Source organism: Inquilinus sp. CA228 (assembly GCF_052078665.1).
Classification (GTDB): Bacteria; Pseudomonadota; Alphaproteobacteria; order DSM-16000; family Inquilinaceae; genus Inquilinus.
Genome location: NZ_JBQJIK010000032.1, coordinates 1 through 23,503, shown reverse-complemented (window position 1 = coordinate 23,503; position 23,503 = coordinate 1). Strand labels below are relative to the sequence as shown.

At 68.6% G+C, this 23,503-nt stretch carries 26 protein-coding genes; 3 read left to right on the top strand and 23 right to left on the bottom strand.

The genetic code is table 11. The annotated features are described in order from the left end of the window. Positions 1-69 precede the first annotated feature (69 nt). From ACTOWL_RS17380 to parE, 4 genes are all read right to left on the bottom strand, one after another. Positions 70-711 carry a hypothetical protein gene (locus ACTOWL_RS17380; protein ID WP_441322515.1) on the bottom strand — a complete coding sequence of 214 codons (642 nt, stop codon included), beginning with the start codon at positions 709-711 and terminating at the stop codon, positions 70-72. A 149-nt stretch (positions 712-860) separates the two neighbouring features. Continuing rightward, the gene (locus ACTOWL_RS17375) at positions 861-1,409 is read right to left on the bottom strand and encodes a hypothetical protein (RefSeq protein ID WP_441322514.1); all 549 of its coding nucleotides are present in this window, start codon (positions 1,407-1,409) and stop codon (positions 861-863) included. Between the two features lie 61 nt (positions 1,410-1,470). Further along, positions 1,471-1,995: a hypothetical protein gene (locus tag ACTOWL_RS17370; protein WP_441322513.1), complete on the bottom strand. Its 525-nt coding sequence runs from the start codon at positions 1,993-1,995 to the stop codon at positions 1,471-1,473. Between the two features lie 126 nt (positions 1,996-2,121). Continuing rightward, complete coding sequence (parE, locus tag ACTOWL_RS17365) at positions 2,122-4,104, bottom strand: DNA topoisomerase IV subunit B (protein ID WP_441322512.1); 1,983 nt, start codon at positions 4,102-4,104, stop codon at positions 2,122-2,124. A 94-nt stretch (positions 4,105-4,198) separates the two neighbouring features. Between parE and ACTOWL_RS17360 the strand changes: the two genes are divergently transcribed. After that, positions 4,199-4,600, top strand: a complete 402-nt coding sequence (locus ACTOWL_RS17360) for an acyl-CoA thioesterase (RefSeq protein WP_395678233.1) — start codon at positions 4,199-4,201, stop codon at positions 4,598-4,600. Between the two features lie 183 nt (positions 4,601-4,783). Here the strand turns inward: ACTOWL_RS17360 and ACTOWL_RS17355 are convergent, their stop codons facing one another. From ACTOWL_RS17355 to ACTOWL_RS17300, 12 genes are all read right to left on the bottom strand, one after another. Then, a complete protein-coding gene (locus ACTOWL_RS17355; protein ID WP_441322511.1) occupies positions 4,784-5,980 on the bottom strand; it encodes a multidrug effflux MFS transporter in 1,197 nt (398 codons plus the stop codon). Positions 5,981-5,991: 11 nt separating this feature from the next. Further along, on the bottom strand, positions 5,992-6,720 hold the full coding sequence (locus tag ACTOWL_RS17350; protein WP_441322510.1) for a class I SAM-dependent methyltransferase: 729 nt from the start codon (positions 6,718-6,720) through the stop codon (positions 5,992-5,994). Between the two features lie 262 nt (positions 6,721-6,982). Further along, positions 6,983-7,162: a hypothetical protein gene (locus tag ACTOWL_RS17345; RefSeq protein WP_441322509.1), complete on the bottom strand. Its 180-nt coding sequence runs from the start codon at positions 7,160-7,162 to the stop codon at positions 6,983-6,985. 66 nt (positions 7,163-7,228) lie between these two features. Next, positions 7,229-7,453 (bottom strand): YMGG-like glycine zipper-containing protein, encoded by a 225-nt coding sequence (locus ACTOWL_RS17340; protein ID WP_441322508.1) that lies wholly within the window; start codon positions 7,451-7,453, stop codon positions 7,229-7,231. A gap of 13 nt (positions 7,454-7,466) precedes the next feature. Then, positions 7,467-7,841, bottom strand: coding sequence for a hypothetical protein (locus tag ACTOWL_RS17335; RefSeq protein ID WP_441322507.1), 375 nt, complete (start codon positions 7,839-7,841; stop codon positions 7,467-7,469). Between the two features lie 128 nt (positions 7,842-7,969). Next, complete coding sequence (locus ACTOWL_RS17330; protein ID WP_225766854.1) at positions 7,970-8,194, bottom strand: hypothetical protein; 225 nt, start codon at positions 8,192-8,194, stop codon at positions 7,970-7,972. Between the two features lie 59 nt (positions 8,195-8,253). After that, positions 8,254-9,267, bottom strand: a complete 1,014-nt coding sequence (locus tag ACTOWL_RS17325) for an NADP-dependent oxidoreductase (RefSeq protein WP_441322506.1) — start codon at positions 9,265-9,267, stop codon at positions 8,254-8,256. An 89-nt stretch (positions 9,268-9,356) separates the two neighbouring features. Then, positions 9,357-11,618: a calcium-binding protein gene (locus tag ACTOWL_RS17320; RefSeq protein WP_441322505.1), complete on the bottom strand. Its 2,262-nt coding sequence runs from the start codon at positions 11,616-11,618 to the stop codon at positions 9,357-9,359. Between the two features lie 562 nt (positions 11,619-12,180). Continuing rightward, positions 12,181-13,179, bottom strand: coding sequence for a calcium-binding protein (locus ACTOWL_RS17315; protein WP_441322504.1), 999 nt, complete (start codon positions 13,177-13,179; stop codon positions 12,181-12,183). A gap of 395 nt (positions 13,180-13,574) precedes the next feature. Further along, complete coding sequence (locus tag ACTOWL_RS17310) at positions 13,575-14,228, bottom strand: amino acid ABC transporter permease (protein WP_441322503.1); 654 nt, start codon at positions 14,226-14,228, stop codon at positions 13,575-13,577. Positions 14,229-14,238: 10 nt separating this feature from the next. Next, entirely contained in the window at positions 14,239-14,898 is a 660-nt protein-coding gene (locus ACTOWL_RS17305) for an amino acid ABC transporter permease (protein WP_441322502.1), read from the bottom strand. A gap of 184 nt (positions 14,899-15,082) precedes the next feature. Next, entirely contained in the window at positions 15,083-15,925 is an 843-nt protein-coding gene (locus ACTOWL_RS17300; RefSeq protein ID WP_441322501.1) for a transporter substrate-binding domain-containing protein, read from the bottom strand. A gap of 114 nt (positions 15,926-16,039) precedes the next feature. Here ACTOWL_RS17300 and ACTOWL_RS17295 point away from each other — a divergent pair, with 114 nt between their 5' ends. Then, complete coding sequence (locus ACTOWL_RS17295) at positions 16,040-16,804, top strand: IclR family transcriptional regulator (protein ID WP_441322500.1); 765 nt, start codon at positions 16,040-16,042, stop codon at positions 16,802-16,804. A gap of 92 nt (positions 16,805-16,896) precedes the next feature. Here ACTOWL_RS17295 and ACTOWL_RS17290 read toward each other — a convergent pair whose 3' ends face one another. The 4 genes from ACTOWL_RS17290 to ACTOWL_RS17275 all read right to left on the bottom strand — a co-directional run bounded on the left by ACTOWL_RS17290 (position 16,897) and on the right by ACTOWL_RS17275 (position 19,556). Beyond that, on the bottom strand, positions 16,897-17,196 hold the full coding sequence (locus tag ACTOWL_RS17290; RefSeq protein WP_441322499.1) for a DUF1330 domain-containing protein: 300 nt from the start codon (positions 17,194-17,196) through the stop codon (positions 16,897-16,899). Positions 17,197-17,311: 115 nt separating this feature from the next. After that, positions 17,312-17,719 (bottom strand): GFA family protein, encoded by a 408-nt coding sequence (locus tag ACTOWL_RS17285; protein WP_441322498.1) that lies wholly within the window; start codon positions 17,717-17,719, stop codon positions 17,312-17,314. Between the two features lie 73 nt (positions 17,720-17,792). Then, positions 17,793-18,782 (bottom strand): zinc-dependent alcohol dehydrogenase family protein, encoded by a 990-nt coding sequence (locus ACTOWL_RS17280; protein WP_441322497.1) that lies wholly within the window; start codon positions 18,780-18,782, stop codon positions 17,793-17,795. A 45-nt stretch (positions 18,783-18,827) separates the two neighbouring features. Further along, positions 18,828-19,556, bottom strand: coding sequence for an SDR family NAD(P)-dependent oxidoreductase (locus ACTOWL_RS17275; protein WP_441322496.1), 729 nt, complete (start codon positions 19,554-19,556; stop codon positions 18,828-18,830). Between the two features lie 217 nt (positions 19,557-19,773). Here ACTOWL_RS17275 and ACTOWL_RS17270 point away from each other — a divergent pair, with 217 nt between their 5' ends. Beyond that, a complete protein-coding gene (locus ACTOWL_RS17270) occupies positions 19,774-20,679 on the top strand; it encodes a LysR family transcriptional regulator (RefSeq protein WP_441322495.1) in 906 nt (301 codons plus the stop codon). Between the two features lie 162 nt (positions 20,680-20,841). Here the strand turns inward: ACTOWL_RS17270 and ACTOWL_RS17265 are convergent, their stop codons facing one another. From ACTOWL_RS17265 to ACTOWL_RS17255, 3 genes are all read right to left on the bottom strand, one after another. Further along, entirely contained in the window at positions 20,842-21,237 is a 396-nt protein-coding gene (locus ACTOWL_RS17265) for a VOC family protein (RefSeq protein WP_441322494.1), read from the bottom strand. Positions 21,238-21,245: 8 nt separating this feature from the next. Continuing rightward, complete coding sequence (locus ACTOWL_RS17260) at positions 21,246-23,099, bottom strand: adenylate/guanylate cyclase domain-containing protein (RefSeq protein WP_441322493.1); 1,854 nt, start codon at positions 23,097-23,099, stop codon at positions 21,246-21,248. 89 nt (positions 23,100-23,188) lie between these two features. Continuing rightward, a partial coding sequence (locus ACTOWL_RS17255) for a class D sortase (protein ID WP_441322492.1) occupies positions 23,189-23,503 on the bottom strand: 315 nt, incomplete at its 5' end.

Here is a 23,503-nt window from a genome sequence, read left to right as displayed (position 1 = left end):
AACCCAACAGGATCGGGGGCCGCGATGGCGGCCGGAGGTTGGGTTCGCCCATAGCGAACCCAACCTACGTCACCCGGTGTCCGGAGGCTTGGGCCTGCGGCCGGAGGCACCGGAGCGAGGCCAAGGCGGATCCGCAGGTGGATTGGCGCCGTCCGACGGCCAGGTGGCGATCTCCGCCAACGCCGCGTCGCCGGTCTCGATCCAACGTTCCACCTCCAGGGGCAACCCGAACATCCGGCACAGCCGGTCCACGGCGACCGACGTCGGGCAGGTCTCGATCAGCTCCGCCAACTCCGGCCGCTCCAGCCGCTCGGCCATCTCGTCGAAGCGCCGGTTGGCCTCGTCCTGCTCCTCGCTCTCGACGCCGTCGATGACCGCCGCGCCCATGGCCAGGGTCACTCGCATCCGTGACCGCGATCTGTCGGCCCGCCCGACCTCGGCCTTCGGCCGCTCCTCGCGCGGCCGGGAGAGCTTGTCCTCCAGCAGCAGGGTCAGCCGCAGCGACTTGGTGATCACGGCGATCCGCTGGCCATAGTCGACGCCGGGCTGCGGCGCCTCCACCGCCTCGGTGCGGGTCGCCTCGATGATCTCCATATGGACGTCCGCCGCCCGGGCGAGCATGCGCAGGTGCCGCGCCGTCCGCTCCTCCTGGGGAGCGGACGGGGCTTCCGAGTTCGAATCGGTCTGCGCCTTGTCCATAGAACGTAGCATGAACAAGATTGCAAATTAATACAAGAGAACAATGTGTTAACAACCGGATGAGGTTGGATCGGATCACGCCGAAGCGATCGCACGGAGCCCGTTCGGCATCATTCTCCAGCCCGGACGGACCGGCGCGATTCAACCCGAACCATCATGTTCTAGGGGAAGTCGGGCCGGCCGAACGGCACCGGCAGGACATAGGGGAAGAGCTGGACGGTGAGGTCGTGGACCAGGGCGGTGAAGTTCGGGTCGTCCGGCCCGGTCGCCTGGTCGAGATAGCCCGCCACCGCCGACTGCTCGCGGCCGAGGATGCAGAAGGCGGCGCGCACCACGATCGGCCGCATGGCCGGCGCCGTGGTCCAGGTCTTCCTGTCGCACAAGTCGAAGGGGTTCACCGCGGGCTGGGCGTTGAACACCACCGAGACGAAGTAATTGTGATTCTCCGTCGGCCCCGGCGTGGTGGTGAAACGGGTCTTCGGCCCGACATAGGTGGCGGTCATGATCTCGGTCACCCGCTGGTCGAAGCCCGGCGTGGTGCCGAAGGGGTTGCCCTGGACCACGGTGCGCAGGTCGCGGCCGTCGGCGGCGGCGAACAGCTCGCCGGTCGAGTACATCATGCCGAGATCGCTGCGCACGATCCGCGGCCCGGAGCAGGCGGCCAGCGCCAGCACGGCGACGGCGAGCGCGAGGGCGCATCGGAGCAGCATCATGAGCTTCCCTTTCGGAGCTTCCGCAGGCGGCGCCGGACGGGCCGGCGCCGCGCCGCGATCAGTAGGGGAACATCGACAGCATCATGTGCTGGATCATGCTGACGAAGTTCGGGTCGTCCGACCCCTTGACATTGCTGACATAGCCGGTGACGGCCGTGGCTTCGCCGCCGGTGATGCAGAAGGCGGCGCGGGCAGTGATCTGGCCCGGGTTCGGCGCTGCGGTCGGGATCGGTGCGCTGTTGCACAATGCGAAGGGCACGACGTCCGGGGACGGGTTGAACACCACCGAGACGAAATAGTCGCGCTTGGCCGTGGGGCCGGGGGTGGCGGTGAAGTTGGCCTTCGGCCCGACATAGGTGCGGTTCATGATCCCAAGCACCGCCTGGTTGAAGCCCGGCGTGCCGAAGGGGTTGCCCTGGATCACGGTGCGCAGGTCGCGGCCATCCGCCGCGGCCGAGAACTCGACCCGGGAGTAGCGGGAGCTGATGTCATCGACCACCACGCGGTCGCTGGCACAGCCGGCCAGGATCGGCACGGCCACGGCAAGGGCGGCGAGGGGGAGGGGGAGGCGGTGCAGGATCATATCGGTTCTCGATGCTGCGGCCGGCCTGATGATATGAAGCGGCGCGGGGCGCCGCCAATCGGCCGGCTCCATCGATATAGGCCGCCCCACCCCGCCTAGCTTGTGCCCAGGGTCACATGTCGCAGGTCAGATGTCGAGTTCGGTCGCCTTGTCGGCGTTCTGCTGGATGAAGCGCAGCCGCAGCTCCGGCTTGCGGCCCATCAGCTGCTCCACCAGGTCGGCGGTGCGGCGGCCGTCGATCTCGTCCTCCGGGTCGTCCGCCAGATCGACCCGCAGCAGCGACCGCTTGCCCGGGTCCATGGTGGTGTCGCGCAGCTGCGCCGGCATCATCTCGCCGAGGCCCTTGAAGCGGCTGATCTCGACCTTCTTGCCTGCGAACTGGCCGGCCAGCACCTCGTCCTTATGCGCATCGTCGCGGCAATAGACCGTGGTGGTGCCGGCCTGCACCCGGTACAGCGGCGGCTGCGCCAGGAACAGGTGGCCCTCGGCGATCAGGCCGCGCATCTCCTTGTAGAAGAAGGTCATCAGCAGCGACGCGATATGGGCGCCGTCGACATCGGCGTCGGTCATGATGATGACCCGCTCGTAGCGCAGCTTGTCGCTGGCATAGTGGCTGCGGGTGCCGCAGCCCAGCGCCAGGGTCAGGTCGGCGATCTCCTGGTTGCCGGCCAGCTTGTCGGCCGAGGCGCTGGCGACGTTCAGGATCTTGCCGCGCAGCGGCAGGATCGCCTGGGTCTCGCGACTGCGCGCCGCCTTGGCCGAGCCGCCGGCGCTGTCGCCCTCGACCAGGAAGATCTCGGTGCCCTCGGGCGCGTTGCGGCTGCAATCGGCCAGCTTGCCCGGCAGGCGCAGGCGCGCGGTCGGGGTCTTGCGGCCGTTCTCCTTGGCCTGCTTGCGGCGCAGCCGCTCCTCGGCCCGCTCGGTCAGGAATTCGAGCAGCGCTTCGGCCGATTTCGGGTCGGCCGACAGCCAATGGTCGAAATGGTCCTTGATCGTGCCCTCGACCAGCTTGGTCGCCTCGGGCGAGGACAGCCGGTCCTTGGTCTGGCTCTGGAACTGCGGGTTGGGGATGAAGATCGACAGCAGCACCGCCACGCCGCCCATCATGTCGTCGGCGGTGATCTGGCCGGCGCGCTTGTGGTTGGCCAGCTCGGCGAAGCCGCGCAGGCTGCGCAGCAGGCCGCTGCGCAGGCCCTGCTCATGGGTGCCGCCCTGCGGCGTCGGGATGGTGTTGCAGTAGGTGTGGACGAAGCCCTCGTCATCGTCCTCGGGCCAGGCCACGGCCCATTCGATCTGGCCGCCGCCCTCCGGAAAGGTGGCGGTGCCGGCGAAGGCGGTCGGCGTCCGCATCGGCCGGTCGTTCAGCGCCGCCTTGAGATAGTCGGACAGGCCGCCGGGGAAGTGCAGCACCGCCTCGGCCGGGGTGCGGTCGTCGCCCGCCACCAGCGCCGGGTCGCAGCGCCAGCGGATCTCGACGCCGCGGAACAGATAGGCCTTGGACCGCGCCAGGCGGTACAGGCGGCCGGGCTGCATCCGGGCGTCGGCGCCGAAGATCTCCGGGTCCGGGTGGAAGCTGATGGTGGTGCCGCGCCGGTTCTGCACCGCGCCGCCACGCTCCAGCGGGCCCTGCGGCAGACCGCGGGAATAGCGCTGGAGATAGAGCTGCCGATCCCGCGCGACCTCGATCCGCAGATCGTCGGACAGGGCGTTGACCACCGACAGGCCGACGCCGTGCAGGCCGCCCGAGGTGGCGTAGACCTTGTTCGAGAACTTGCCGCCGGAATGCAGCGTGGTGAGGATCACCTCCAGCGCCGACTTGCCGGGGTATTTCGGATGGTCGTCGACCGGGATGCCGCGGCCGTTGTCGCGGACGGTGACGAAGCCGTCGGCGTCGAGCGACAGGTCGATCGTGTTGGCGTGGCCGGCCACCGCCTCGTCCATGGCGTTGTCCAGCACCTCCGCCACCAGATGGTGCAGGGCGCGTTCGTCGGTGCCGCCGATATACATGCCGGGCCGGCGGCGCACCGGCTCCAGCCCCTCCAGGACCTCGATGTCGCTGGCGGTGTAGCGGCCATTGGAATTGGTGCCGGGCTCGAACAGATCTGCCATGATCCGGATTCGGGGTCTTCTCGTGGGACTGCGGGCTGGCTCCATCATATAGACGCTTCCGACCTTCTGCGTAACCAAATCTAGGATTTCATCGGTGACCACCCTGCTGCTGCCGTCCGGGATGCCGGCCCTCCGCACCATCGCCATGCCGAAAGACGCCAACCCGAACGGCGACATCTTCGGCGGCTGGCTGCTGTCGCAGATGGATCTTGCCGGCGCGGTGGTGGCGCATGAGCGGGCACGGGGCCGCACGGCGACGGTGGCGGTCGACGCGATGAGCTTCCTGGCCCCAGTGCGGATCGGCGACACCGTCTCCTGCTATGCCGAGCTGGTGTCGAACGGACGGAGCTCGATGAAGGTGCGGATCGAGACCTTCGTGCAGCGGCGCACCGACCACAGCGTGGTCAAGGTCACCGACGGCACCTTCACCTATGTCGCGATCGACGGCGAGGGCAAGTCCCGCCCCCTGCCGCCGGAGCCGACCGCGATCGGGTAGAGCGGGCTCAGAGCCCCCAGGCGTAGCCGAACACGGCCAGGCCGTAGCACATGCCGAACAGCAGGGTGAGGGTCACGGTCTCGCGGATGAAGGTCCAGTCGCTCATGATGTTCCTCTTATGTTCTTACGAAGACAGAAGAACATAGGCGGAACATTCGGTCAAGCGAGTATCGCAGGCCCGGGTCAGGCCGGCTGCGGGCGGCGGGTGAGGGCGGCGATGCGCTCGGCCAGCAGCGCGGCGGGGGCGACCAGCGCCATGGTCACGGCGATTGCCAGCGGCGTGCCGTCGGACAGCGCCGCCGCCAGCGCCGCGGTGGCGGCGGAGAGGGCGAGCTGGGTGCAGCCGGCCACCGCCGAGGCGGCGCCGGCGATCTGCGGGTGGTCGGCCATGACGCAGGCGATGCCCTGCGGCAGGATGATGCCGACGCCGACGACATAGGCCGCGACCGGCAGCATGAAGGCGACCAGCCCGCCGTCGAGCAGATAGAGCGCCGGCAGCGCCAGGCCGGCGACGCAGCACAGCAGCACGCCGAGCGACAGCTGCCTGGTCACCGACAGCCAGCGGCCGAGCGCGGCGCTGAGCTGGGCGCCGACCATGAAGGCGATCGGCAGCACGGCGAAGATGAAGCCGAACCGGGCCGGCGGCACGCCCCAATGCTCGATCACGGCGTAGGGCGAGCCGGCGATGAAGGTGAACAGCCCGGCGAAGGCGAAGGACACGCACAGCACATAGGCGAGGAAGCGGCGGTCGCGCAGCAGCGTGGCGTAGCTCTGCAGCAGCTGGGCCAGCAGGTTGGCCGGCGGCCGGACGCCCGCCGTCCGCGTCTCGCCCAGGCCGAAGGCCACGGTGCCCGCCAGCGCCACCCCGGCCACGGCCAGGGCGGCGAAGATGCTGCGCCAGCCGAAGACCTCCAGCAGCGCGCCGCCGATGAAGGGGGCGACGGCGGGGGACAGGCCGATGATGGTGCTGAGATGGGCCACGGTCCGCGCCGCGCCCTCGACCGGGTAGCTGTCGCGCACCATCGCCACCGCCACCACGCCGCCGACCGCGGCGCCCAGCGACTGCAGCAGGCGCCAGGCGATCAGGGCGCCGATCGAGCCGGCGGACATGGCGCCGAGGCTGGCGGCCGCGAACAGCAGGAAGCCGCCGATCAGCACCGGCCGCCGGCCGAAGCGGTCGCTCATGGGGCCGATCACGAGCTGGCCGGCCGCCGAGCCGAGCAGGTAGATGCTCATGGTCAGCTGCACCCGGTCCGGCGTGGTCGCGAACTCCGCCCCGATGGTCGGCAGCGCCGGCAGATACATGTCGATCGCCAGCCCGCCCAGCGCGACCAGGGCGGCGAGCAGGACCAGGAAGGGCAGGCTGCGGGGGCGGATCATGATGGGGCCTCTCAGCGGTCGGCGGCGAGCAGCAGGAATGCCGGGCGCTCGCGCTCGATGGCGTAGTCCGGGTGTTCGGCGATCTGCTCCGCGGTCGGGGCCCATTCCTCGAGATGCGACAGGGTGAAGCCGGCCCGCAGCAGCAGCCCGGCATAGCTGCCGATGGTGCGGTGCCGCTTGACCACGCCCTTGGCCAGCCAGTCGGTGACGCGCGGCCCTTCGTCGAGGTAGCGGTCGACCGGCCAGACGTCGCGCCCGGCCTCGTCCCGCAGCCATTTCGGATCGGACGGGGCGGAGTAGATCGGGTGCTCGACCGAGGCCACCAGCCGGCCGCCCGGTACCAGCGCCCGGTGCAGCTGCGCCAGCAGCCCCTCCAGGTCGGCGATGTAGTGCAGCGCCAGCGAGCTGTAGGCGACGTCGAAGGCGGCTGGCGGCAGCGCCAGCCGCTCCAGGTCCTCGCGGCGGTAGGTGACGGCGCCGTCCGGGTCGGTGGCCCGGGCGCGGGCCAGCATGTTCTCGGAGACGTCGAGGCCGAGCACTTCGGCGGCGCCTGCCTGCCGGGCCCAGCGGCAGAACCAGCCGAAGCCGCAGCCGAGATCGACCACGCGGCGGCCGGTGAGGTCCGGAACCAGGGCGCGCAGGGCGGGCCATTCCGGTGCGCCGTCCAGGCCTTCGACCGACCGGCGCAGCCGGCTGTATTCGGCGAAGAAGGCGGGGTTGTCGTAGATGTTCTGGGTCATGCTGCGGACTCCATCTGAAAGGGGCGGACGGGGTGCGCGGCAAGCCGGGAATGCGGCCAAGAAAAAGCCCCGTCCGTTGCCGGCGGGGCTGTATGGGATCGGTGCGTCGACCGGGGTCAGCGCACACAGAGTCCAGGCGTCCCGCCGATGGCGATGCGGCTGCGTCTGACGACGATGCGGGATGCGATCACGGACATGGCTTCTCTATCGCGGGCAAAAGGCTTCGCGTCAAGGACAGGTTTCGGTGGGATGGAAATCGATCCTATCCCTTGCCCTTCCCTTTGCCCTTGGCCTCGACCACGACCGGCTTCACCACCGCGACGCATCCCATGAGTGCGGAGTCCCGCTGTCCAAGGCCTTCGAGTCTGCACCCGCCGGCATTCGCGGCGCCCGCCGCGAGGCCGATCCCGGCCAGGGCCACCAGCACGACCATCGCGCGCATCGTTCTCCCTCCTGTCGCTGTTCGAGCCGGGCGCGGCCCGCCGGCGCGGCGGACCGCGCCGCGGCGTCACCAGTAGCCCTTGCCCTTCAGGTTGCCGGCGATGGCGCCGGCCGCGCCGCCGATCAGGGCGCCGACGCCGGCATTGCCGCCCGCGAGCGCGCTGATCGCGGCGCCGCCGGCGGCGCCGATCGCGCCGCCGGTCAGCGTGGTCTGCTCCTCGCGGGTCATGTTGCTGCAGGCCCCGGCGAGCAGCGCGCCGCACAGCGCCACGGGCAGAAGAATCCGCTTCATCATCGCGCCCTCCCTATTTCCGCCGGGGTTCGACCTTGGCCACGTCGGTGACGATGACCTCGACCACCGCCCGCGACAGCTGGTCCGGATGGGCGGCGTAATAGTCGTCGACGCCCCTGGAGATGTCGGTCAGCGACATCGGCTCCAGCTTGGTGATCAGGGCGTTGATCATGCCCGGCCGGGCGCGGCGGTCATCCTTGCGCAGCTCGTACTCGACCGAGATGACGTTGGCGGCGCCGACCAGGAAGGCCTTCTTCTCGGCCTCGGACGCCTTGCTCCAGTGCTCGCCGGTGACCAGCGGGACATCCCCGGCCCGGGCCGGCATCGCGGCTGCGGCGGCGATCAGCACGGCGCCGACAAGCAGGGGTTTAATGGATATTAGGGCCATTATTTCCTCCCGACTGAAATGACGAAACTAGTCTTCCTCCTTTCGGGAGGAGAATCAAATGATAGATCGCGCGGGGGAGGGGCTGCGTGTCCGGATATGAGAAGCGGGAGAGGTTCCGCCGGGCTGGGTCACCAGTAGCCTTTGCTCTTCAGGTTGCCGGCCACGCCGCCGGCCGCGGCGCCGATCACGCCGCCGGCCAGCAGGCTGCCGCCGGTCAGGGCGGTCAGGGCAACGCCGCCCGCCGCGCCGATGCCGGCGCCGCTCAGCGTGCCCTGGGCCTCGCGGCTCATATTGGTGCAACCGGCGGCGAGCAGGGCGGCGGCGAGGGCGATCGGCAGGAGGCGGCGGGTCATCTGGCTCTCAGGCAGGACGGGACGGGTCAGGCAACCCGCGGTGCCCGTGCTTTGTTCCGCTATCGGTCCGCCAGCTTGACCAGCATCTTGCCGAAATTCTCCCCGGCGAAGAGGCCGATGAAGGCCTCGGGCGCGCGCTCCAGCCCCTCGACCACGGTCTCGCGCCAGAGCATCCGGCCCTCGGCGATCCAGCGCCGCATGTCGCGGGCGAAGTCCGGCAGCAGGTCGAGATGGTCGGAGACGATGAAGCCCTGCAGCGTCAGGCTGCGCTCGATCACCCGGAAGATATTGCGCGGGCCGGGCAGGGGGGCGCCGGCATTGTAGCGCTCGATCATGCCGCAGAGCGGGAAGCGGGCGAAGGGATTGGCCAGGGCCAGCGCCGCGTCGAGATGGTCGCCGCCGACATTGTCGAAATAGACGTCGATGCCGTCCGGGGCCGCCTCGGCCAGGGCCCGGGTCAGGTCGCCGCTGCTGCGGTAATTGATCACGGCGTCGAGGCCGGCCTCCTCGCGCAGCCAGCGGACCTTCTCCTCCGAGCCGGCGGAGCCGATGACGCGGCAGCCCCGGATCCGGGCGATCTGGGCGGCGACGGCGCCGACCGCGCCGGCGGCGGCGGAGACGAACACGGTCTCGCCCGGCTTCGGCTTGCCGAGGCGCAACAGCCCGACATAGGCGGCGAGGCCGGGGAAGCCGAGCGGCCCGAGCCAGGCCTGCACCGGCACGCCGGCCGGGTCCAGCGGGATGGCGGAAGCGGCATCGATCAGCGCCCGGTCGCGCCAGCCGGCGAAATGGCTGACCAGGTCGCCCGGGCGGATGCCCTCGGCGCCGGACTGCTCGACCACGCCGATCGCGGCGCCTTCCAGCGCCTCGCCGAGGCGGAAGGGCGGGATGTAGCTGGGGCGGTCGGCCATGCGGCCGCGCATATAGGGATCGACCGACATCCACAGGGTGCGGACCAGCAGCTGCCCCGCCTGCGGCACCGGCAGCGGCCGTTCCGCCAGCTCGAAATTCTCCGGGCCGGGCAGGCCCTCGGGGCGGGATTTCAGGCGGATCTCGCGGGCGACGACGGACATGGGCTCCTCGGCCGGATTGAATTTACCAAAGGTAAGTTACCATCGGTAAGATTGGGCGGCAATGAGGAGGAGCCCTGCGGTGTGGCCGGCTAGAGCACGAAGTCCATGGCCGTCAGGGTCAGGTCGCTGCCGATGAGCGCGATCGACAGGTCGGCATTGCGGTCGCCGTCGATGTCGGCGGCGACCACGGTCACAGACCCGCTGTCGTCGACGAGGCGCAGCTCGCCGGCCTGGCCGGAGAAGGCGTCGCCGCCGATGAAGGTGAAGGCGCTATCGCCGTTGCCGTCGTCGCCGTCGGCATCGATACCGCCGAGGTCGATCCGGTCGCCGTCGGCGGAGGAGAAATCGGCAATGACATCCCGGGTGTCGAAGCCGGTGCCGGTGTCGCCGGCCGCGGCATAGACGAAGCTGTCGGCACCGGCCTGACCGAACAGCCTGTCGGCACCCGCGCCGCCTTCGATCCGGTCGTCACCGTCGCCGCCGACCAGCTGGTCGTCGCCACCGCCGCCGATAAGGTTGTCCATCCCGGCGCCACCGCGCAGCAGGTCGTCGCCGTCGAAACCATCGAGCTCATTGCTGCCGGCATCACCGACGAGCGTGTCGTCGAAGTCGCTGCCCCACACGATTTCAATGCCGGTGAACTGGTCTCCGGCGGCATCACCGCCACTGGCCGCGCCGGTGGCGAGATTGATCGACACGGCAGCGGACGACAGCTCATAGGAGATCGAGTCGACGCCGTCCCCGCCATAGAGCATGTCGGCTCCGGCACCACCGTGCAGGTCGTCATCGCCGGCTCCGCCTGTGATGTCATCCGCGCCGTCCCCACCGATCAGCCAGTCCGCGCCGGCACCGCCGTCGATGGTGTCGTTTCCGCTCGCGCCGATGAGCCGGTTCGCGGCCGCATCGCCGGTCAGGGTGTCGTCGAAGCTGCTGCCCCACACATCTTCAACGGCGGTCAGCTGATCCCCTGCCGCGTCACCGCCGCTGCCCACGCCGGTGGCGAGGTTGATCGACACGGCGGCGGAAGAGTCATCGTAAAAGGCCGTGTCGATGCCGTCCCCGCCATCGAGCGAATCGGCCCCCGCGCCGCCGTGCAGCGCGTCATCACCGATGTCGCCTCTGAGGTCGTCCTCGCCGTCCCCGCCGTCGAGGGTGTCGACGCCGTCCCCGCCAATGAGCAGGTCGACCCCTCCGCGACCGCGCAGGAGATCATCGCCGGCGCCGCCATAGATGCCGTTCGAGAGGTCATCGCCCAGGAGCTGGTCGTCATGATCGGAGCCGGTCAGGCCTTCGATGCCCGTCAGGGTATCTCCAGCCGCATCGCCCCCGCTGGCCGTGCCGGCGAGAAGGTCGACCACGACAGCGGCAGACGAGCCGCTGTACAGCGCTACATCGAAGTCGCCGGCTCCACCATTGAGCGTGTCCGCGCCCGCGCCGCCTTCGAGGCGGTCCTCTCCTTCAAGGCCGTTGAGCGAGTTTGCAGCCGCATCGCCGGTCAGGATGTCGTTCAACTGGCTGCCGCTCACGCCTTCGATGCCGGTCCACTGGTCCCCGGCGGCATAACCGCCCTCTGCCTGGCCGGTGGCGAGGTTGACCGTGACGGCGGCATCCGAGTTGAGATACGCGATGACGTCGATGCCGTCCCCGCCATCGAGCGTGTCGGCTCCCCAGCTGCCATGCAGCTCATCGTCGCCCGCACCGCCAATCAGGACATCGTCGCCTTCCATGCCGATGATCTGGTCGTTGCCGGCTCGGCCTTCGAGTGTGTTCGCATCCGCGCTGCCGATCAGCACATCGTCGTGAGCGGAGCCCCACACATTCTCGATGCTGGAGAACGTATCCCCGGCCGCGGCCTCTCCGGACCCGGTTCCGGAGGTGAGGTTGATCTCGACGCCGGAGGTCAGGTTCGGATCGTCATAGCTTGCGGTATCGATGCCGTTGCCGCCGATGAGACGATCCGCACCCCCGACGCCGGACGCGCCCCCGGTGCCGGCCAGGACGTCGTCGCCGTCCCCGCCATCGAGCGTATCGTCGCCGCCGAAGCCATAGAACACGTTGTTGCCGGCGTCACCGATAAGCGTGTCGTCGAAGTTGCTGCCGGCCGCACCTTCGATTTCGGTCCAGGTGTCCCCGACGGCATCGCCGCCGCTTGCGGCGCCGGTGGCGAGGTTGATCGAGACGGCGGCAGACGAGGCCTCATAGCGGATCATGTCGATACCATCCCCGCCATTGAGCACATCGGCCCCGCCAACACCGTACAGGTAGTCATTGCCACCCAGACCATTGATCGTGTCGGCATCGCTCGTGCCGTGGAGGGCATCAAATCCCGCGGTTCCGTTGATAACGGCCATGGTTCATTCCCCTTCTCGTGCTGACGCGCCACGTCTGCGGCGCAGGGTCACGGTTGTGGATTGCCGCACTCCGGCGATCCGGGCGGCCAGACGCTGCGTCGATTACCGGCACGGGCGCCCTCGTGGCGTATGCATGGGCGGCGCTGTCGCCTGGCTGCGGGGGCTTGCAGTGCACCCGATGACCGACATGTCAGCCACTCTCGTTGTGCATACGCGACTGGGCATCTAACCACGAATTTCTTGAAGAGGCAGGTTAAAGATTCCTGAAATATCTGAGAATACGTCCTCTCAGGCTCATATCTGCAAGTTGATAGGATTTTGATCAATATCAGAATGACCTGATGTGCAGCGGCAGCGATCTGCGCGGCTGCCTATGACGGAAGCGCTTCCAGGGCATCGAAATACTCACCGAAATGTAATTATTGCCGGCCGGCCAGTGGCGTGCCGGCCAGTGGCGTGCCGGCAGCGTCGTCGCCGGCGACGGGCCGGCGCTGTCCCGGAAGTCCAGATCCAGCGTCGGCCCGCCGTCGGCCGCGATCAGGTCGCTCGTGTCACTCCGACGCTAGAGCACGAAGTCCCCGGCGGTCAGGGTCAGACCGCTGCCGATCAGCGCGATCGACAGGTCGGCCTGGCGGTCGCCGTCGATGTCGGCGATGACCACGGAGACCACGCCGTCATTGACGAAGCGCAGCTCGCCGGCCTGGCCGGAGAAGGCGGCGCCGCCGATGAAGCTGAAGGCGGTGTCGCCGTTGCCGGCATTGCCGTCGGCGTCGATCCCGGCCAGGTCGATCTTGTCGCCGTCGGTGGAAGAGAAGTCGACCATGATGTCGCGGGTGTCGAAACCGGTGCCGGTGTCGCCGGCCGCGGCATAGACGAAGCGATCGGCGCCGTCGTCGCCGAGCAGCGTGTCGGCGCCAGTGCCGCCCTCGATCCGGTCGGCGCCGGCGCCGCCGACCAGCCGATCATCGCCGCCGGCCCCGGTCAGCGTGTCGTCGCCGGCCAGGCCGCGCAGGGTGTTGCCGCCACCGTCGCCGGTCAGCGTGTCGCCGAACCGGCTGCCGTGGATCGCCTCGATGTCGCCGCTGATCACGTCACCCTCGGCGTTGCCGCCATGGTTCACATGGGTCGCCAGGTTGATCGAGACCGCGGCGCCGCTCTCGGCATAGCTGGCGACGTCGATGCCATCGCCGCCGCTGAGGATGTCGGCGCCGGCGCCACCGCGCAGCAGGTCATTGCCCGCGCCGCCGTCCAGCACATCGGCACCGTCGCCGCCGGAGATCTTGTCGCGGCCGGCCCCGCCGGTGATGACGTCGGCGCCTTCGCCGCCGCGCACCCAGTCGTTGTCGTCGCCGCCGTCGATGACGTCGAAGCCTTCGCTGCCGTCGATGACGTCGTTGCCGGCGCCGCCGGTGATCACGTCGAAGCCGCTGCCGCCGTCGATGGTGTCGTTGCCGCCGCCGCCGCTCACCACATCATTGCCGCCGCCGGCGTCGATGGTGTCGTCGCCAGGCGTGCCGATGATGATGTCGGAACCGTTGGTGGTGGTGCTGGTCGCAGTCATGTCCATGTCCCCCTTGCATGTCACACGCGATGTCCGAAGACGGTGCCCGTCGCGGGGCAGGGGCCCGGAGGCCGCCGCTCGCCCGACCGGGACGCGACCCTGCCGAAGGCAAAGGCCACGGACGGCCACGAAATCTGGCGGAGCCGGAGAGCCTTGAAAGGTTTCGCCGGCTTCTGTCTGACTTCACGGCCGATTCGAAGTCTATATAGACTCGATCTTGCCAGGATGGTGAGTGGATTCTGTTCAGCGAAATCTTATTTTCTGATGCGATGAAATTAAAGAAAATGATCGAGATCGGCTCTCGGGTTTGACGGTACATAAACCGGTAATATTTATTTGAAGCAATTGCAGCCGGAATGTCGAAGATTTCGGCAGTGGGGCGCCGGCATGCGCCCTCACCGCAGCGCGGCGCGGCGGCTGAGGGCCTTGCCGAGGCGCTCGATGGCGAAGTTGACGACGAAATAGACCGCCGCGGCCAGCAGATAGAACTGCAGGCTCATGTAGTTGCGGCTGATCACCTCCTTGGTGGCCAGCAGCAGCTCGGTGACGCCGATCACCGACAGCAGGGTCGACGCCTTGACCATCTCGGTGCCGGTGTTGACCCAGCTGGGCAGGATCTGGCGCAGCGCCTGCGGCAGCAGGACCAGGACCACGGTCTGGCGGAAGCTGAGGCCGAGCGACTTCGCCGCCTCGGTCTGGCCCGGCGGGATCGCCTGCAGCGCGCCGCGCACGATCTCGCCGACATGCGAGCTGCAGAACACGGCGAGCGCGAAGATGCCGGCCTGCACCGCGGTCAGCTGGATGCCGATGACGGAGAGGACGTAGAAGGCGGCCAGCACCAGGACCAGCACCGGCGTGCCGCGGACGAAGTCGACGAACAGCCGGGCCGGCCAGCGCAGGGTGCGGCCGCCATAGGTCAGAGCCAGGCCGACCAGCACGCCGAAGACGGTGCCGGCGGCGATCGACAGCGCCGAGATCTGCACCGTCAGCCAGGCTCCGTCGAGCAGGGCCCAGCGCGCCACCCAGACCTGCTGCAGGAAGGCATCCATCGCCGGCTCCTCAGGGCAGCCGCAGCCGCGCCTCGAGCCGGCGCAGCAGGTAGGCGATGACGGTGCAGGCGGCGACGTAGAGCAGGCTGGTGACCATCCAGGTCTCGATCACGCGGAAGCTCTCGGTGTTGATCTTGCGGGCGTAGAAGGTCAGCTCCGGCACCGCGATGGCGGCGGCCAGCGAGGTGTCCTTGAACAGCGAGATGAAGTTGCTGCCCAGCGCCGGCAGGATGTTGCGCAGCATCAGCGGCGCCACCAGCAGGCGGCGGATCTGCATCGGCTTGAGGCCAAGCGCCGTGCCGGCCTCGATCACGCCCTTCGGCACCGACTGGATGCCGGCGCGGAACACCTCGACCAGATAGGCTCCGGCATAGACCGACAGCGAGGCGACGAAGCTGTCGATCTTGTCGAGGCGGATCCCCGCCCGCGGCAGGGCGAAGAACACGAACAGCAGGATCACCAGGATCGGCAGGTTGCGGAAGAATGTGACGTAGGCCGAGGCGAGGCCGCGGGCGACCCGGCTGCGCGAGGTGGCGGCGAAGGCGCCGACCAGGCCGAGGACGCAGCCGATCAGGATCGACACCACCGCCAGGCCGAGCCCGAGCGCCAGGCCGCTCAGCAGCAGGTCGCGGCTGGCCCAGACCGCGCCGAAATTGAACTGGTAGTTCACCCGCGTCTCCGTTGGTGCCTTTCGGCCCCGTGCAGAGCACAGAGCCCGTTCGAGAATGCGCTGGCGTGAGTCGGCTGGCGGTGGTTTCGAGAACCGGAGCGCAGCGGACGTTTGAGTCCGTGAGCACCGGAAGCGCAGAAACCGCCGTCAGACGGCCACGCCAGTAGCATTATCGGATGGGCTCTCAGCGCATTTCCGTCGGGAAGCCGATGGCCGGGGCCGGCGGGCGCTGGCCGAACCACTGCTCGAAGGAGGCGGCGTAGGTGTCGTACTCGACCCCGGTCATCGCCTCGTGCAGCGCGGTGTTGACGAAGTTCAGCCAGTCCTGGTCGCCCTTCTTGACGGCGCAGGAATAGGTCTGCGGGTTCCAGCCATAGCCGGCGTCGAGATAGCGGTCCGGGTTCTGCTTCATGAACCAGCGCAGCGACGACATATCGGTGGCGGCGGCCTCGGCCCGGCCGGAGTTCAGCGCCTCGTACATCAGGTCGGTGCTCTCATACTGGTCGACCGCCGCCTCCGGCAGCGCCGCATGCACCATGGCCTCGGCATAGACGTTCTGCAGCACCGAGATGGTGACGCCGCTGCCGGCGGCCTTCAGCTCGTCATAGCTCTTGTACTTGCCGTCCTTCATCAGCAGCAGGCCGACGCCCTCGCGGTAGTAGGGGATGGTGAAGTTCACCTGCTGCGCCCGGGCGGCGGTGACGGTGATGAACTGGCAGGTAATGTCGACCTTGTCGGTGGTCAGGTTCGGGATGCGGGCATCGGAGGACTGGACCACGAACTCGACCTTGCTGGGGTCGTTGAACAGGCCCTTGGCGATGATCTTCGCCATGTCGATGTCGAAGCCGGCCAGGTCGCCCTGCTCGGTCTTGAAGTGCCAGGGCGGGTTGGTGCTGCCGGTGCCGACGATCAGCTTGCCGCGACTCAGCACCTCCTGGAGCTTGTCGGCCGCCAGGGCGCCGGCGGCGGTGCCCAGCAGCAAGGTGGCGGCGCTGACCGAAAGCAGCGTGCGGGTCACGATGCGCATCTCAGCCTCCATGTTTCTTGTCCGGTATATCGGACAATGATCTTGTATGTCGGACAATCGATACGATAGGCTCGGCTTGGGGCGAATGCAATCCAACGCAGCGAAGGGGCGTCCATGGCAACCAGCCGGGAGCGGGGCATCGACCGGGCGGTGGCGATCCTGGAGCATCTGCAGGCGCGGCGCGGGCCGGTGCGGATGGGCGAGCTGGCCAAGGCGATCGGCGCGCCGCGCTCGACCCTGTACGAGATCGTCGGCCGGCTGACCGCGGCGCGGATCCTGGAGCCGGTGGGCGACGGCGGGGCGGTGTTCTTCGGCCGTGCCGTGCACTACTACGCCCAGACTTATGTCGCCGGCGTCGACCTGCTGAGCCGGGCCCGGCGCGAGGTGCTGGGGCTGGCCACCGAGACCGGCGAGACGGCGCAGTTCTGCATGCTCGACGGCAGCCAGTATGTGGTGATGCTGAACGAGCCCGGGCGGCGCACCTTCCGCATCACCTCCGAGGTCGGGATCCGGCTGCCGATCCCCTGGACCGCCTCCGGCCGGCTGCTGGTGGCGCATCTGGACGCGGCCGGGATCGCCGATTTCATCCCGGACGAGGATTTCACGCTGCCCTCGGGCGAGCGGATCGAGCTCACCGCCTTCGTCGCCGAGACCGAGGCGGCGCGGGCGCGCGGCTACGCCGTGACCATGGAGTTGGTCGACCGCTTCACCTGCTGCCTGGCGGCCCCGGTGGTGGACCACGACGCCCGAGCGGTGGCGACCCTGTGCCTGGTCACCCCGCTGGATACGCCGGAGGCGCGGCGGCAGGAGCTGCTCGACACCCTGATCGCCGCCGCCCGCCGCCTGTCCCTGGCCCCGCCGGGGGCGGTGGGGCTGTAGGGGACTGGATTCACCGCCTGGTTCCCGTTGCGAAGTGCCCCTGGATGTCTCGGCGATCCAATAGCGGACAACGCTCCGGAGGGCCGGACAACCTACTCGACTCCGGTCAGCAGGCACGCGAAGCCATCGCTGGTGCTGGCGTTCAATCTGAACGGCAGCACCGCCTGATAGGCGTCGGAGGAATAGAAAGCCCTCACGGCGTCCGGGCTGTCGAACTCGACAACAATGAAGCGGCGTTGCGGCATGGTGCCATCGAACGGTTGCGGTTCTCCGCCGCGCACGAGAATTCGGCCGCCATGCGCCGAGATGATATCCGGGACTTTCACGCGGTAAGCCTCATAGGCGGCCGGATCGGTGATTTCGAATTCACCAAGGAAATATCCTCTGGGCATCGTCCTACCTTTCACAGGCGCGTTGGTCCTGGTGGACGCCGGCGAAGACCGGCGAGGTCGGGCGGCAAGGCAAGCCGGCGACGCCACGGCGATTCCCGGGCCGGGACCTCGGTGTCTAGGTTCCGCCCTCGAGCGCTGTGACGCCGTCGGGAACGGGAACCCAGCCCTGCGCGCTCTTCATCCAGATGAAGCGGTCTGGCCGGAGCCAACTCGTGTCATCGAGAGTGCCGGGCTTGAGGGAAAGCACATCCGGTGCGGACGGCAGGACATGATAGATGCGGACGCCGCATTCGGGACAGAACACACCCGTCACCTGGTTGCCGCTGTCGGCGATCCGCATGACCTGCTTCGTCGGGCCGGTCACCGTCAGGCTGTCTCTCGGCACCGGCATGGCCATGCCGAAGGCGCTGCCGGATTGACGCTGGCATTCCCTGCAATGGCAGGCGGCCACGCGCATCGGTTCCATCGTCAATCGATAACGCACGGAGCCGCATTGGCATCCGCCGGTGTAGGGCGCAGGCATGGTGTTTGCTCCTGTTCGGCCGCAATTGAAGGGCACCCGGCGATCAAGGGCTGATTGACGCGTCGCGCGGTGCTCACACCGTCACCACGATCTTTCCGAACTGGTCGCCGCTCTCCAGATAGCGGTGCACGTCCACCATCTCGTCGAACGTGAATATGCGATCGATCACCGGCTTGAGCGCGCCACTCGCGAGGCCCTTGACGACGTAGTTCACGGCCTCCGCCCGGTGGGCCCCGTCGCCCATGACCCGGCGCAGGCTGTATCCCTTCACCGTCGGCATCTTGAGGATCATCTCCAGCACCGGCAGCGGCGTGGCCCCTTCGTTGAGTGCGCCGTAGATGTAGATGGTGCCCAGATTGGCCAGGGCTGAAACCAGCTTGGGAAAGTCGTTGCCGCCCACGGGATCGAAGGCGATGCGTGCGCCATCCCCGTTCGTGATGCGCATCACTTCGGCGACCATGTCTTGCTCTCGTGTCGCGATGACATGCGGTGCGCCAGCCTCGTGCAGCCGCTGCTTTTTCACTGACGTGCGCGTCAGTGCGATGGGAATGGCGCCGGCGTGGTTGGCAATTTGAATCGCCGCCAGGCCGACGCTGCTGGACGCGGCGGGAATGATCACGAAGTCGCCCGGTTTCACCTGGGCGTCGACGATGAGCGCGCCATAGGCCGTGATGAACATCATCCAGATGGACGCGGCCTCGACGAACGAGAGCGTTGCCGGGTGCTTCACGACGGCATGGTCGGGCACCAGAACGACCTCGCCGTAGGTGTAGTATTGGTAGAATGAGAAGGCTGGAATCGTGCTGACGACGTCCCCCACGGCGACGTTCGCGACGGCCTCGCCCACGGCATCGACGATGCCGGCTGCTTCGTATCCCAGCCCCGCGGGAAATGTGACGCGCCCGACATACTCGTCGTTGCGCCACATGGATTCGGCACGGTTGATGCCGATGGCTTTGACCCTGATGCGAACTTCATGCGGACCGGGAGCGGGGACTGGCGTTTCGATGAATTCGAGGACTTCCGGGCCGCCGGCCTTCGCAAACTTGATGATGCGCGACATGGGTGTCTCCGTGTTGGGACCGGTGTTGCCGCTGACTGGCGACCGTCAGACCTGGGCTCTGCCGCCATCGGCGAACAGTTCGATCCCGGTGACGAAGCTGGAGTCATCCGAGGCCAGGAAGAGTGCGACCCTGGCGATCTCCTCGGGTTCCGCCATCCGGCCCATCGGCACCGTGGACACGATGCGGGCAATGGCTTCGGGCGGCTGGAGCGCCACCTGCGGCGTGACGACGGGCCCGGGGCTGAGGACGTTCGCGCGGATGCGCCGGTCCTTCAGCTCGGCGGTCCAGGTTCGCACGAATGAGCGAACGGCCGCCTTGCTCGCGGCGTAGACGCCGAAATTGGGGGTGCCTTTGGCGGCCGCGGCGGAACCGGTCAGGATGATGGACGCGCCGTCGTTCAGCAGCGGCAGCGCCTTCTGAACTGTGAAGAGCAGTCCCTTCACGTTCGTGTCGAAGGTCCTGTCGTAATACTCCTCGGTGATGCTTCCCAGCGGGACAAATCCGCCCAGCCCGACATTGGCGAACAGGACATCGATCCGGCCCTTCGTCTTGACGCTCTCGTAAAGACGATCGAGGTCGGCCAGGTTCAGGACGTCGGCCTGAACGCCCGTGACGGCGTCGCCGATGGACGCCACGGCGTCTTCAAGTTCCTGCCGGCGGCGACCGGTAATGAAGACATGAGCCCCCTCGCCGGCGAAAAGCTTCGCCGTGGCCAGGCCGATACCTTGAGTGCCGCCCGTGATGACGGCCACTTTGCCTTGCAATCTGCCCATCGTGCCTTCTCTCCACCGGTCGCGTCGCTGGTCACAGATATTTTGGCTGCGGACCCTGCTATCAAGCGCCGATGGGCACGCATTCGATCGGCATTTCCGATCAATCTTCTCTTGCCATCTGATGGGAAATGATCATGTAAGTTGTCGCGCCCCTGCCCGAGGCATAAGCTTGTCCATAATCGGCGCACCCGATCAATCGGTTGACGTGAGGATGGGCGTGGAACTGCGGCAGATCGACTGCTTCCTGGCGGTCGCTACGGATCTACATTTCGGAAGGGCAGCAAAGAGATTGTCTCTCGCCCAATCCTCCGTCTCCGAAGCGATCAATTCACTGGAGAAGGAGGTTGGCGGACAGCTCTTCGTCAGAACGAGCAGGCGGGTTCAACTGACGCCCCTTGGCGAGAAGTTCCGCCTCGGCGTCGAACCCGCCGCCCTGGTCCTCCGCGCCACGCTGGACGATTGCAGGAAGACCGCCCTGGGCCAGTCAAGCCGGCTGCGGATCGGTTTTCTCGGTGGCGGTCTCTACGAGTACACCTTGCCGTTTGTCCGGCATCTCCGGAGCAAGTTCCACATCGATATCGATTGGGTGGAGCTTTCGCTGCTGGACCAGTTCGAGGCGGTTGCAATCGGCAAGGTCGACGCGGCGTTCTGCAGGCTGCCGCTGTCCCATGACGGCCTGGTGCAATGCGCGGTCCTGTTCGAAGAGAAGAAGAAGCTGGTCGTGCCTGCCGATCACAGGCTTTGCGACCGTGAGATGATCGATCCGGAGGAGCTTGCGCTCGAGACCTTGCCGACATTGCCGGACAATCATCAGCTGGGCGCGTGGGCGGCGATTCATTTCCCTGACCACACTCCATCCGGGCGGGCGATCGCGCGAGGGCCGGTCGTCACGACGATCAGGGAATGCCTTGCGGTCGTCGAATCCGGCGAGGCCGTCGTCATCGTTGGCGAACGCGTGGAGCGTTACTATTCGAATCCGGCAATCCGATACGTCGAGATCGGCGTTCCTCCCGTGGAAACCGCTCTCGTGAGACGCCGGGCCGATCGGCGGCGCGTGATACAGGATCTCGAGGAATGTTCACGCGATGTCGCAGCCGGGTTGGTCGATACAGTCGAGCGTTGAGGGATGCCGCCGGGACAGCGATGCCATGTCGGCTTTTTCGCGCGATCCGGATGTCTTGCCGTACCCTCCGGAAGGACCGGTCCCCGCCCTCTGCCGCTATTCTTGGCCGCGTGCCGCGCTCTGCTTCGAGCTTGGCAGTTGGCAATCCGATTCGACGGCGGCTCACCCCACCCGGTGGCACACCGCCTCGATCCGGTTGCCGTCGGGGTCGAGCAGGAAGGCGGCGTAGTAGCTCGGGTGGTACTCCGGCCGCAGGCCCGGGGCGCCGTTGTCGCGGCCGCCATGGGCCTGGCCGGCGCGCCAGAACGCCGCCACCGCGGCCCGGCTCGGCGCCCTGAAGCACCAGTGGCGGCGCGGCGCGTCGTCCGGCCGCGGGCCGAGCCGGATCGAGAGATAGCTGCGCTCCGGATGGTCGGCGTCGCTGCGCTCGCCATAGCCGATCCAGGCCTCGGCGGGAAGGATTCCGACCTTGGCGATGCCGAGCGCCGCCAGCACCGCGTCGTAGAAGCGCTCCGCCGCGGCCAGGTCGGAGACGGTGATCGAGACGTGGTCGAGCATGGCGGGCCTCAGTGGGAACCGGGCGGAGGCGGACCCTCCAGCCGGAAGATCTCGATCTCCGTCCGCCGTCCCGGGACGGCGTGGGGGCCGAGGCTGCGCAGGTCCGACCGGTCGCCGGCCGCCAGCTCTACCGTCTCGCCGCTGGCCAGCACCACGACCTCGTCAGCTGGCGCCACCGCCTTGCCCAGCTGCTCCAGCCGGTTGCCGAGATTCACCGCGTCGCCGACGATGGTGTAGCCCGACCGGCCGCTCATGCCGATATTGCCGGCCACCACCGGGCCGCTGTGCAGGCCGATCCGCACGCGCAGCGGCGCCAGGCCGCAGCCGCGCCGGGCGGCATTGTCCGCCGTCACGGCCGCGGCGATGGCGCGGGCGGCGCGCAGGGCCCGGTCGGCGTGGTCGGGCTGGTCGTCCGGGGCGCCCCAGAACGCCATCACGCAGTCGCCGATGAACTTGTCGATGGTGCCGTCCTCGGCCTCGACGCAGCGGCCCAGCAGGTCGAAATGGGCGTTCAGCAGGGCCGCGACCTCGGCCGCCGGCATCCGCTCGGCCGTGGCGGTGAAGTCGACGATGTCGGTGAACATCACCGTCACCACCCGCTCGGTGGACGGCATGGCGCCGCCGCCGCGCAGCAGGCGCCGCACCAGCGCCTTCGGCACATAGGTCTCGAGCCAGCGCAGCCCAGTCAGCATGGTGTTGTAGGCGCGGGCCTGCTCGTTCAGCTCGGAGAACAGGCTGCCGGGCAGCGGGCGCAGGGCGGCGAAGTCGAGCGAGCCGACGGCGCGCACCTCCCGCGCCATGGCGCCGACCGGCCGGGCGATGGCGCGGCTGACGACGATGGCGACCAGGATGGCGATCGCCAGCACCGCCAGCCCGGCCAGGGCGGCGCGCAGCAGGTCGTCGGTCGGCTTGTCGAGCACCTCGACCGGCACCTCGACGCCGACGATCAGCGGCCTTGGGGCGTAGCCCTCGACCGTGCGGGTCAGGATGACGCGGCCATCGTCGCCCAGCCGCACGACGCGAGCCTCCAGGTCGATCTCGCCCACCGTCTCGCGCTTCGCCTCGGTCCACAGCCCCGCCAGGAACGGGTCGCCGACCTCGTCCAGCGAGGGCAGGGGATGCTCGGGCGACAGCGCCGGCCGCTGCGTCGCCATGGCGGGATGCGCCAGCACCCGGTCGGGGCCGTAGAGGATGAAGGGCGTGGTGCCGGGATTGGCCTCCGCGATCGTCCGCAAATGGTCGGAGAGCGCATCGACCGTGATCGTGGCGGTCAACACCCCGACGAAGCGGTCGTCGGCATGGACCGGCCGGTGCAGATTGGCGACCGAGGTGCGCATCACCTCCGCCGGCACGAAATGGACCGGCCCCCAATAGGCGTCCCGGCGCCCGCGCGCCGTCTCGATCTCCTGCCGTTCGTCGTCCCGGTGGATGGTGTCGGTGAAGGTGAAGACGCCGTGCGGGCCCTGGGTGACGCCGCGGATCGCGCCGTCGAGGCCGGTCAGGGACAGGACCCGGACCTGGGGCGTGCCGGCCAGGGCGCCGGTCATCAACCGGTCCAGCGCCGCGCCGTCATCCGTATGCCCGGCCGCGATCTCGCGCGCCAGGAAGGCGAGCTGGTCCTCGACCGGGGTGAAGCGGTCGGCGATCCGGGCCTGGACCGAATCGAGGCCGAGCTGCGCCGCCCGGGCCAGCAGGTCGCGCGTGGTGCCGGCGGTCATGAACCAGAACACGGCCAGCACGTCGACCGCGGTCAGCGCCACCAGCCCGGCCATGACCACGGCCAGCGTGCCGGACAGCGGGATGGTGCGGCGGTGGGTGCCGGCGGCGCGCCGATCCGTTGTGGTCTCCGCCTCTGTCGCCAACCCGTCGCCTCCTCGCGCTGGCCGCACTGTATCCGGCCGGGCGGGGAGAGGCGACGGGGTTATGGCCGCCCACGGTGGCGCCGCTGACCTCACGGAGCCGCCTCGGCGACCACCGCGCCCGCCGGACCGGGCTGCCGGACCTCCTCCGCCTCCACCAGGTAGCGGTAGGGGCCGCGGGTCGTGGCGTCGAACGGCCAGCAGGTGGCCAGCACCAGGTTGCGGCCGGGCGCCCGCGGGTCGATGCCTGAGACGTCCCAGACCGCCACCCGGGTGCCGGTCACCTTGAAGGTGACGCGGCGCCCGTCGCGGCGGGTGATGTCGATCTCGTCGCCCGGCTTGACGTCGCGCAGGACCCGGAAATGGGTGTCGCGATGGGCGGCGTAGACCGCGGTGCCGGGGTCGCC

Excerpts from the sequence above, each read along its gene's own strand:
- ACTOWL_RS17380 (WP_441322515.1), bottom strand. The coding sequence starts at position 711 with ATGCTACGTTCTATGGACAAGGCGCAGACCGATTCGAACTCGGAAGCC.
- ACTOWL_RS17375 (WP_441322514.1), bottom strand. The coding sequence starts at position 1,409 with ATGCTGCTCCGATGCGCCCTCGCGCTCGCCGTCGCCGTGCTGGCGCTG.
- ACTOWL_RS17370 (WP_441322513.1), bottom strand. The coding sequence starts at position 1,995 with ATGATCCTGCACCGCCTCCCCCTCCCCCTCGCCGCCCTTGCCGTGGCC.
- parE (WP_441322512.1), bottom strand. The coding sequence starts at position 4,104 with ATGGCAGATCTGTTCGAGCCCGGCACCAATTCCAATGGCCGCTACACC.
- ACTOWL_RS17355 (WP_441322511.1), bottom strand. The coding sequence starts at position 5,980 with ATGATCCGCCCCCGCAGCCTGCCCTTCCTGGTCCTGCTCGCCGCCCTG.
- ACTOWL_RS17350 (WP_441322510.1), bottom strand. The coding sequence starts at position 6,720 with ATGACCCAGAACATCTACGACAACCCCGCCTTCTTCGCCGAATACAGC.
- ACTOWL_RS17345 (WP_441322509.1), bottom strand. The coding sequence starts at position 7,162 with ATGCGCGCGATGGTCGTGCTGGTGGCCCTGGCCGGGATCGGCCTCGCG.
- ACTOWL_RS17340 (WP_441322508.1), bottom strand. The coding sequence starts at position 7,453 with ATGAAGCGGATTCTTCTGCCCGTGGCGCTGTGCGGCGCGCTGCTCGCC.
- ACTOWL_RS17335 (WP_441322507.1), bottom strand. The coding sequence starts at position 7,841 with ATGGCCCTAATATCCATTAAACCCCTGCTTGTCGGCGCCGTGCTGATC.
- ACTOWL_RS17330 (WP_225766854.1), bottom strand. The coding sequence starts at position 8,194 with ATGACCCGCCGCCTCCTGCCGATCGCCCTCGCCGCCGCCCTGCTCGCC.
- ACTOWL_RS17325 (WP_441322506.1), bottom strand. The coding sequence starts at position 9,267 with ATGTCCGTCGTCGCCCGCGAGATCCGCCTGAAATCCCGCCCCGAGGGC.
- ACTOWL_RS17320 (WP_441322505.1), bottom strand. The coding sequence starts at position 11,618 with ATGGCCGTTATCAACGGAACCGCGGGATTTGATGCCCTCCACGGCACG.
- ACTOWL_RS17315 (WP_441322504.1), bottom strand. The coding sequence starts at position 13,179 with ATGACTGCGACCAGCACCACCACCAACGGTTCCGACATCATCATCGGC.
- ACTOWL_RS17310 (WP_441322503.1), bottom strand. The coding sequence starts at position 14,228 with ATGGATGCCTTCCTGCAGCAGGTCTGGGTGGCGCGCTGGGCCCTGCTC.
- ACTOWL_RS17300 (WP_441322501.1), bottom strand. The coding sequence starts at position 15,925 with ATGCGCATCGTGACCCGCACGCTGCTTTCGGTCAGCGCCGCCACCTTG.
- ACTOWL_RS17295 (WP_441322500.1), top strand. The coding sequence starts at position 16,040 with ATGGCAACCAGCCGGGAGCGGGGCATCGACCGGGCGGTGGCGATCCTG.
- ACTOWL_RS17290 (WP_441322499.1), bottom strand. The coding sequence starts at position 17,196 with ATGCCCAGAGGATATTTCCTTGGTGAATTCGAAATCACCGATCCGGCC.
- ACTOWL_RS17285 (WP_441322498.1), bottom strand. The coding sequence starts at position 17,719 with ATGCCTGCGCCCTACACCGGCGGATGCCAATGCGGCTCCGTGCGTTAT.
- ACTOWL_RS17280 (WP_441322497.1), bottom strand. The coding sequence starts at position 18,782 with ATGTCGCGCATCATCAAGTTTGCGAAGGCCGGCGGCCCGGAAGTCCTC.
- ACTOWL_RS17275 (WP_441322496.1), bottom strand. The coding sequence starts at position 19,556 with ATGGGCAGATTGCAAGGCAAAGTGGCCGTCATCACGGGCGGCACTCAA.
- ACTOWL_RS17265 (WP_441322494.1), bottom strand. The coding sequence starts at position 21,237 with ATGCTCGACCACGTCTCGATCACCGTCTCCGACCTGGCCGCGGCGGAG.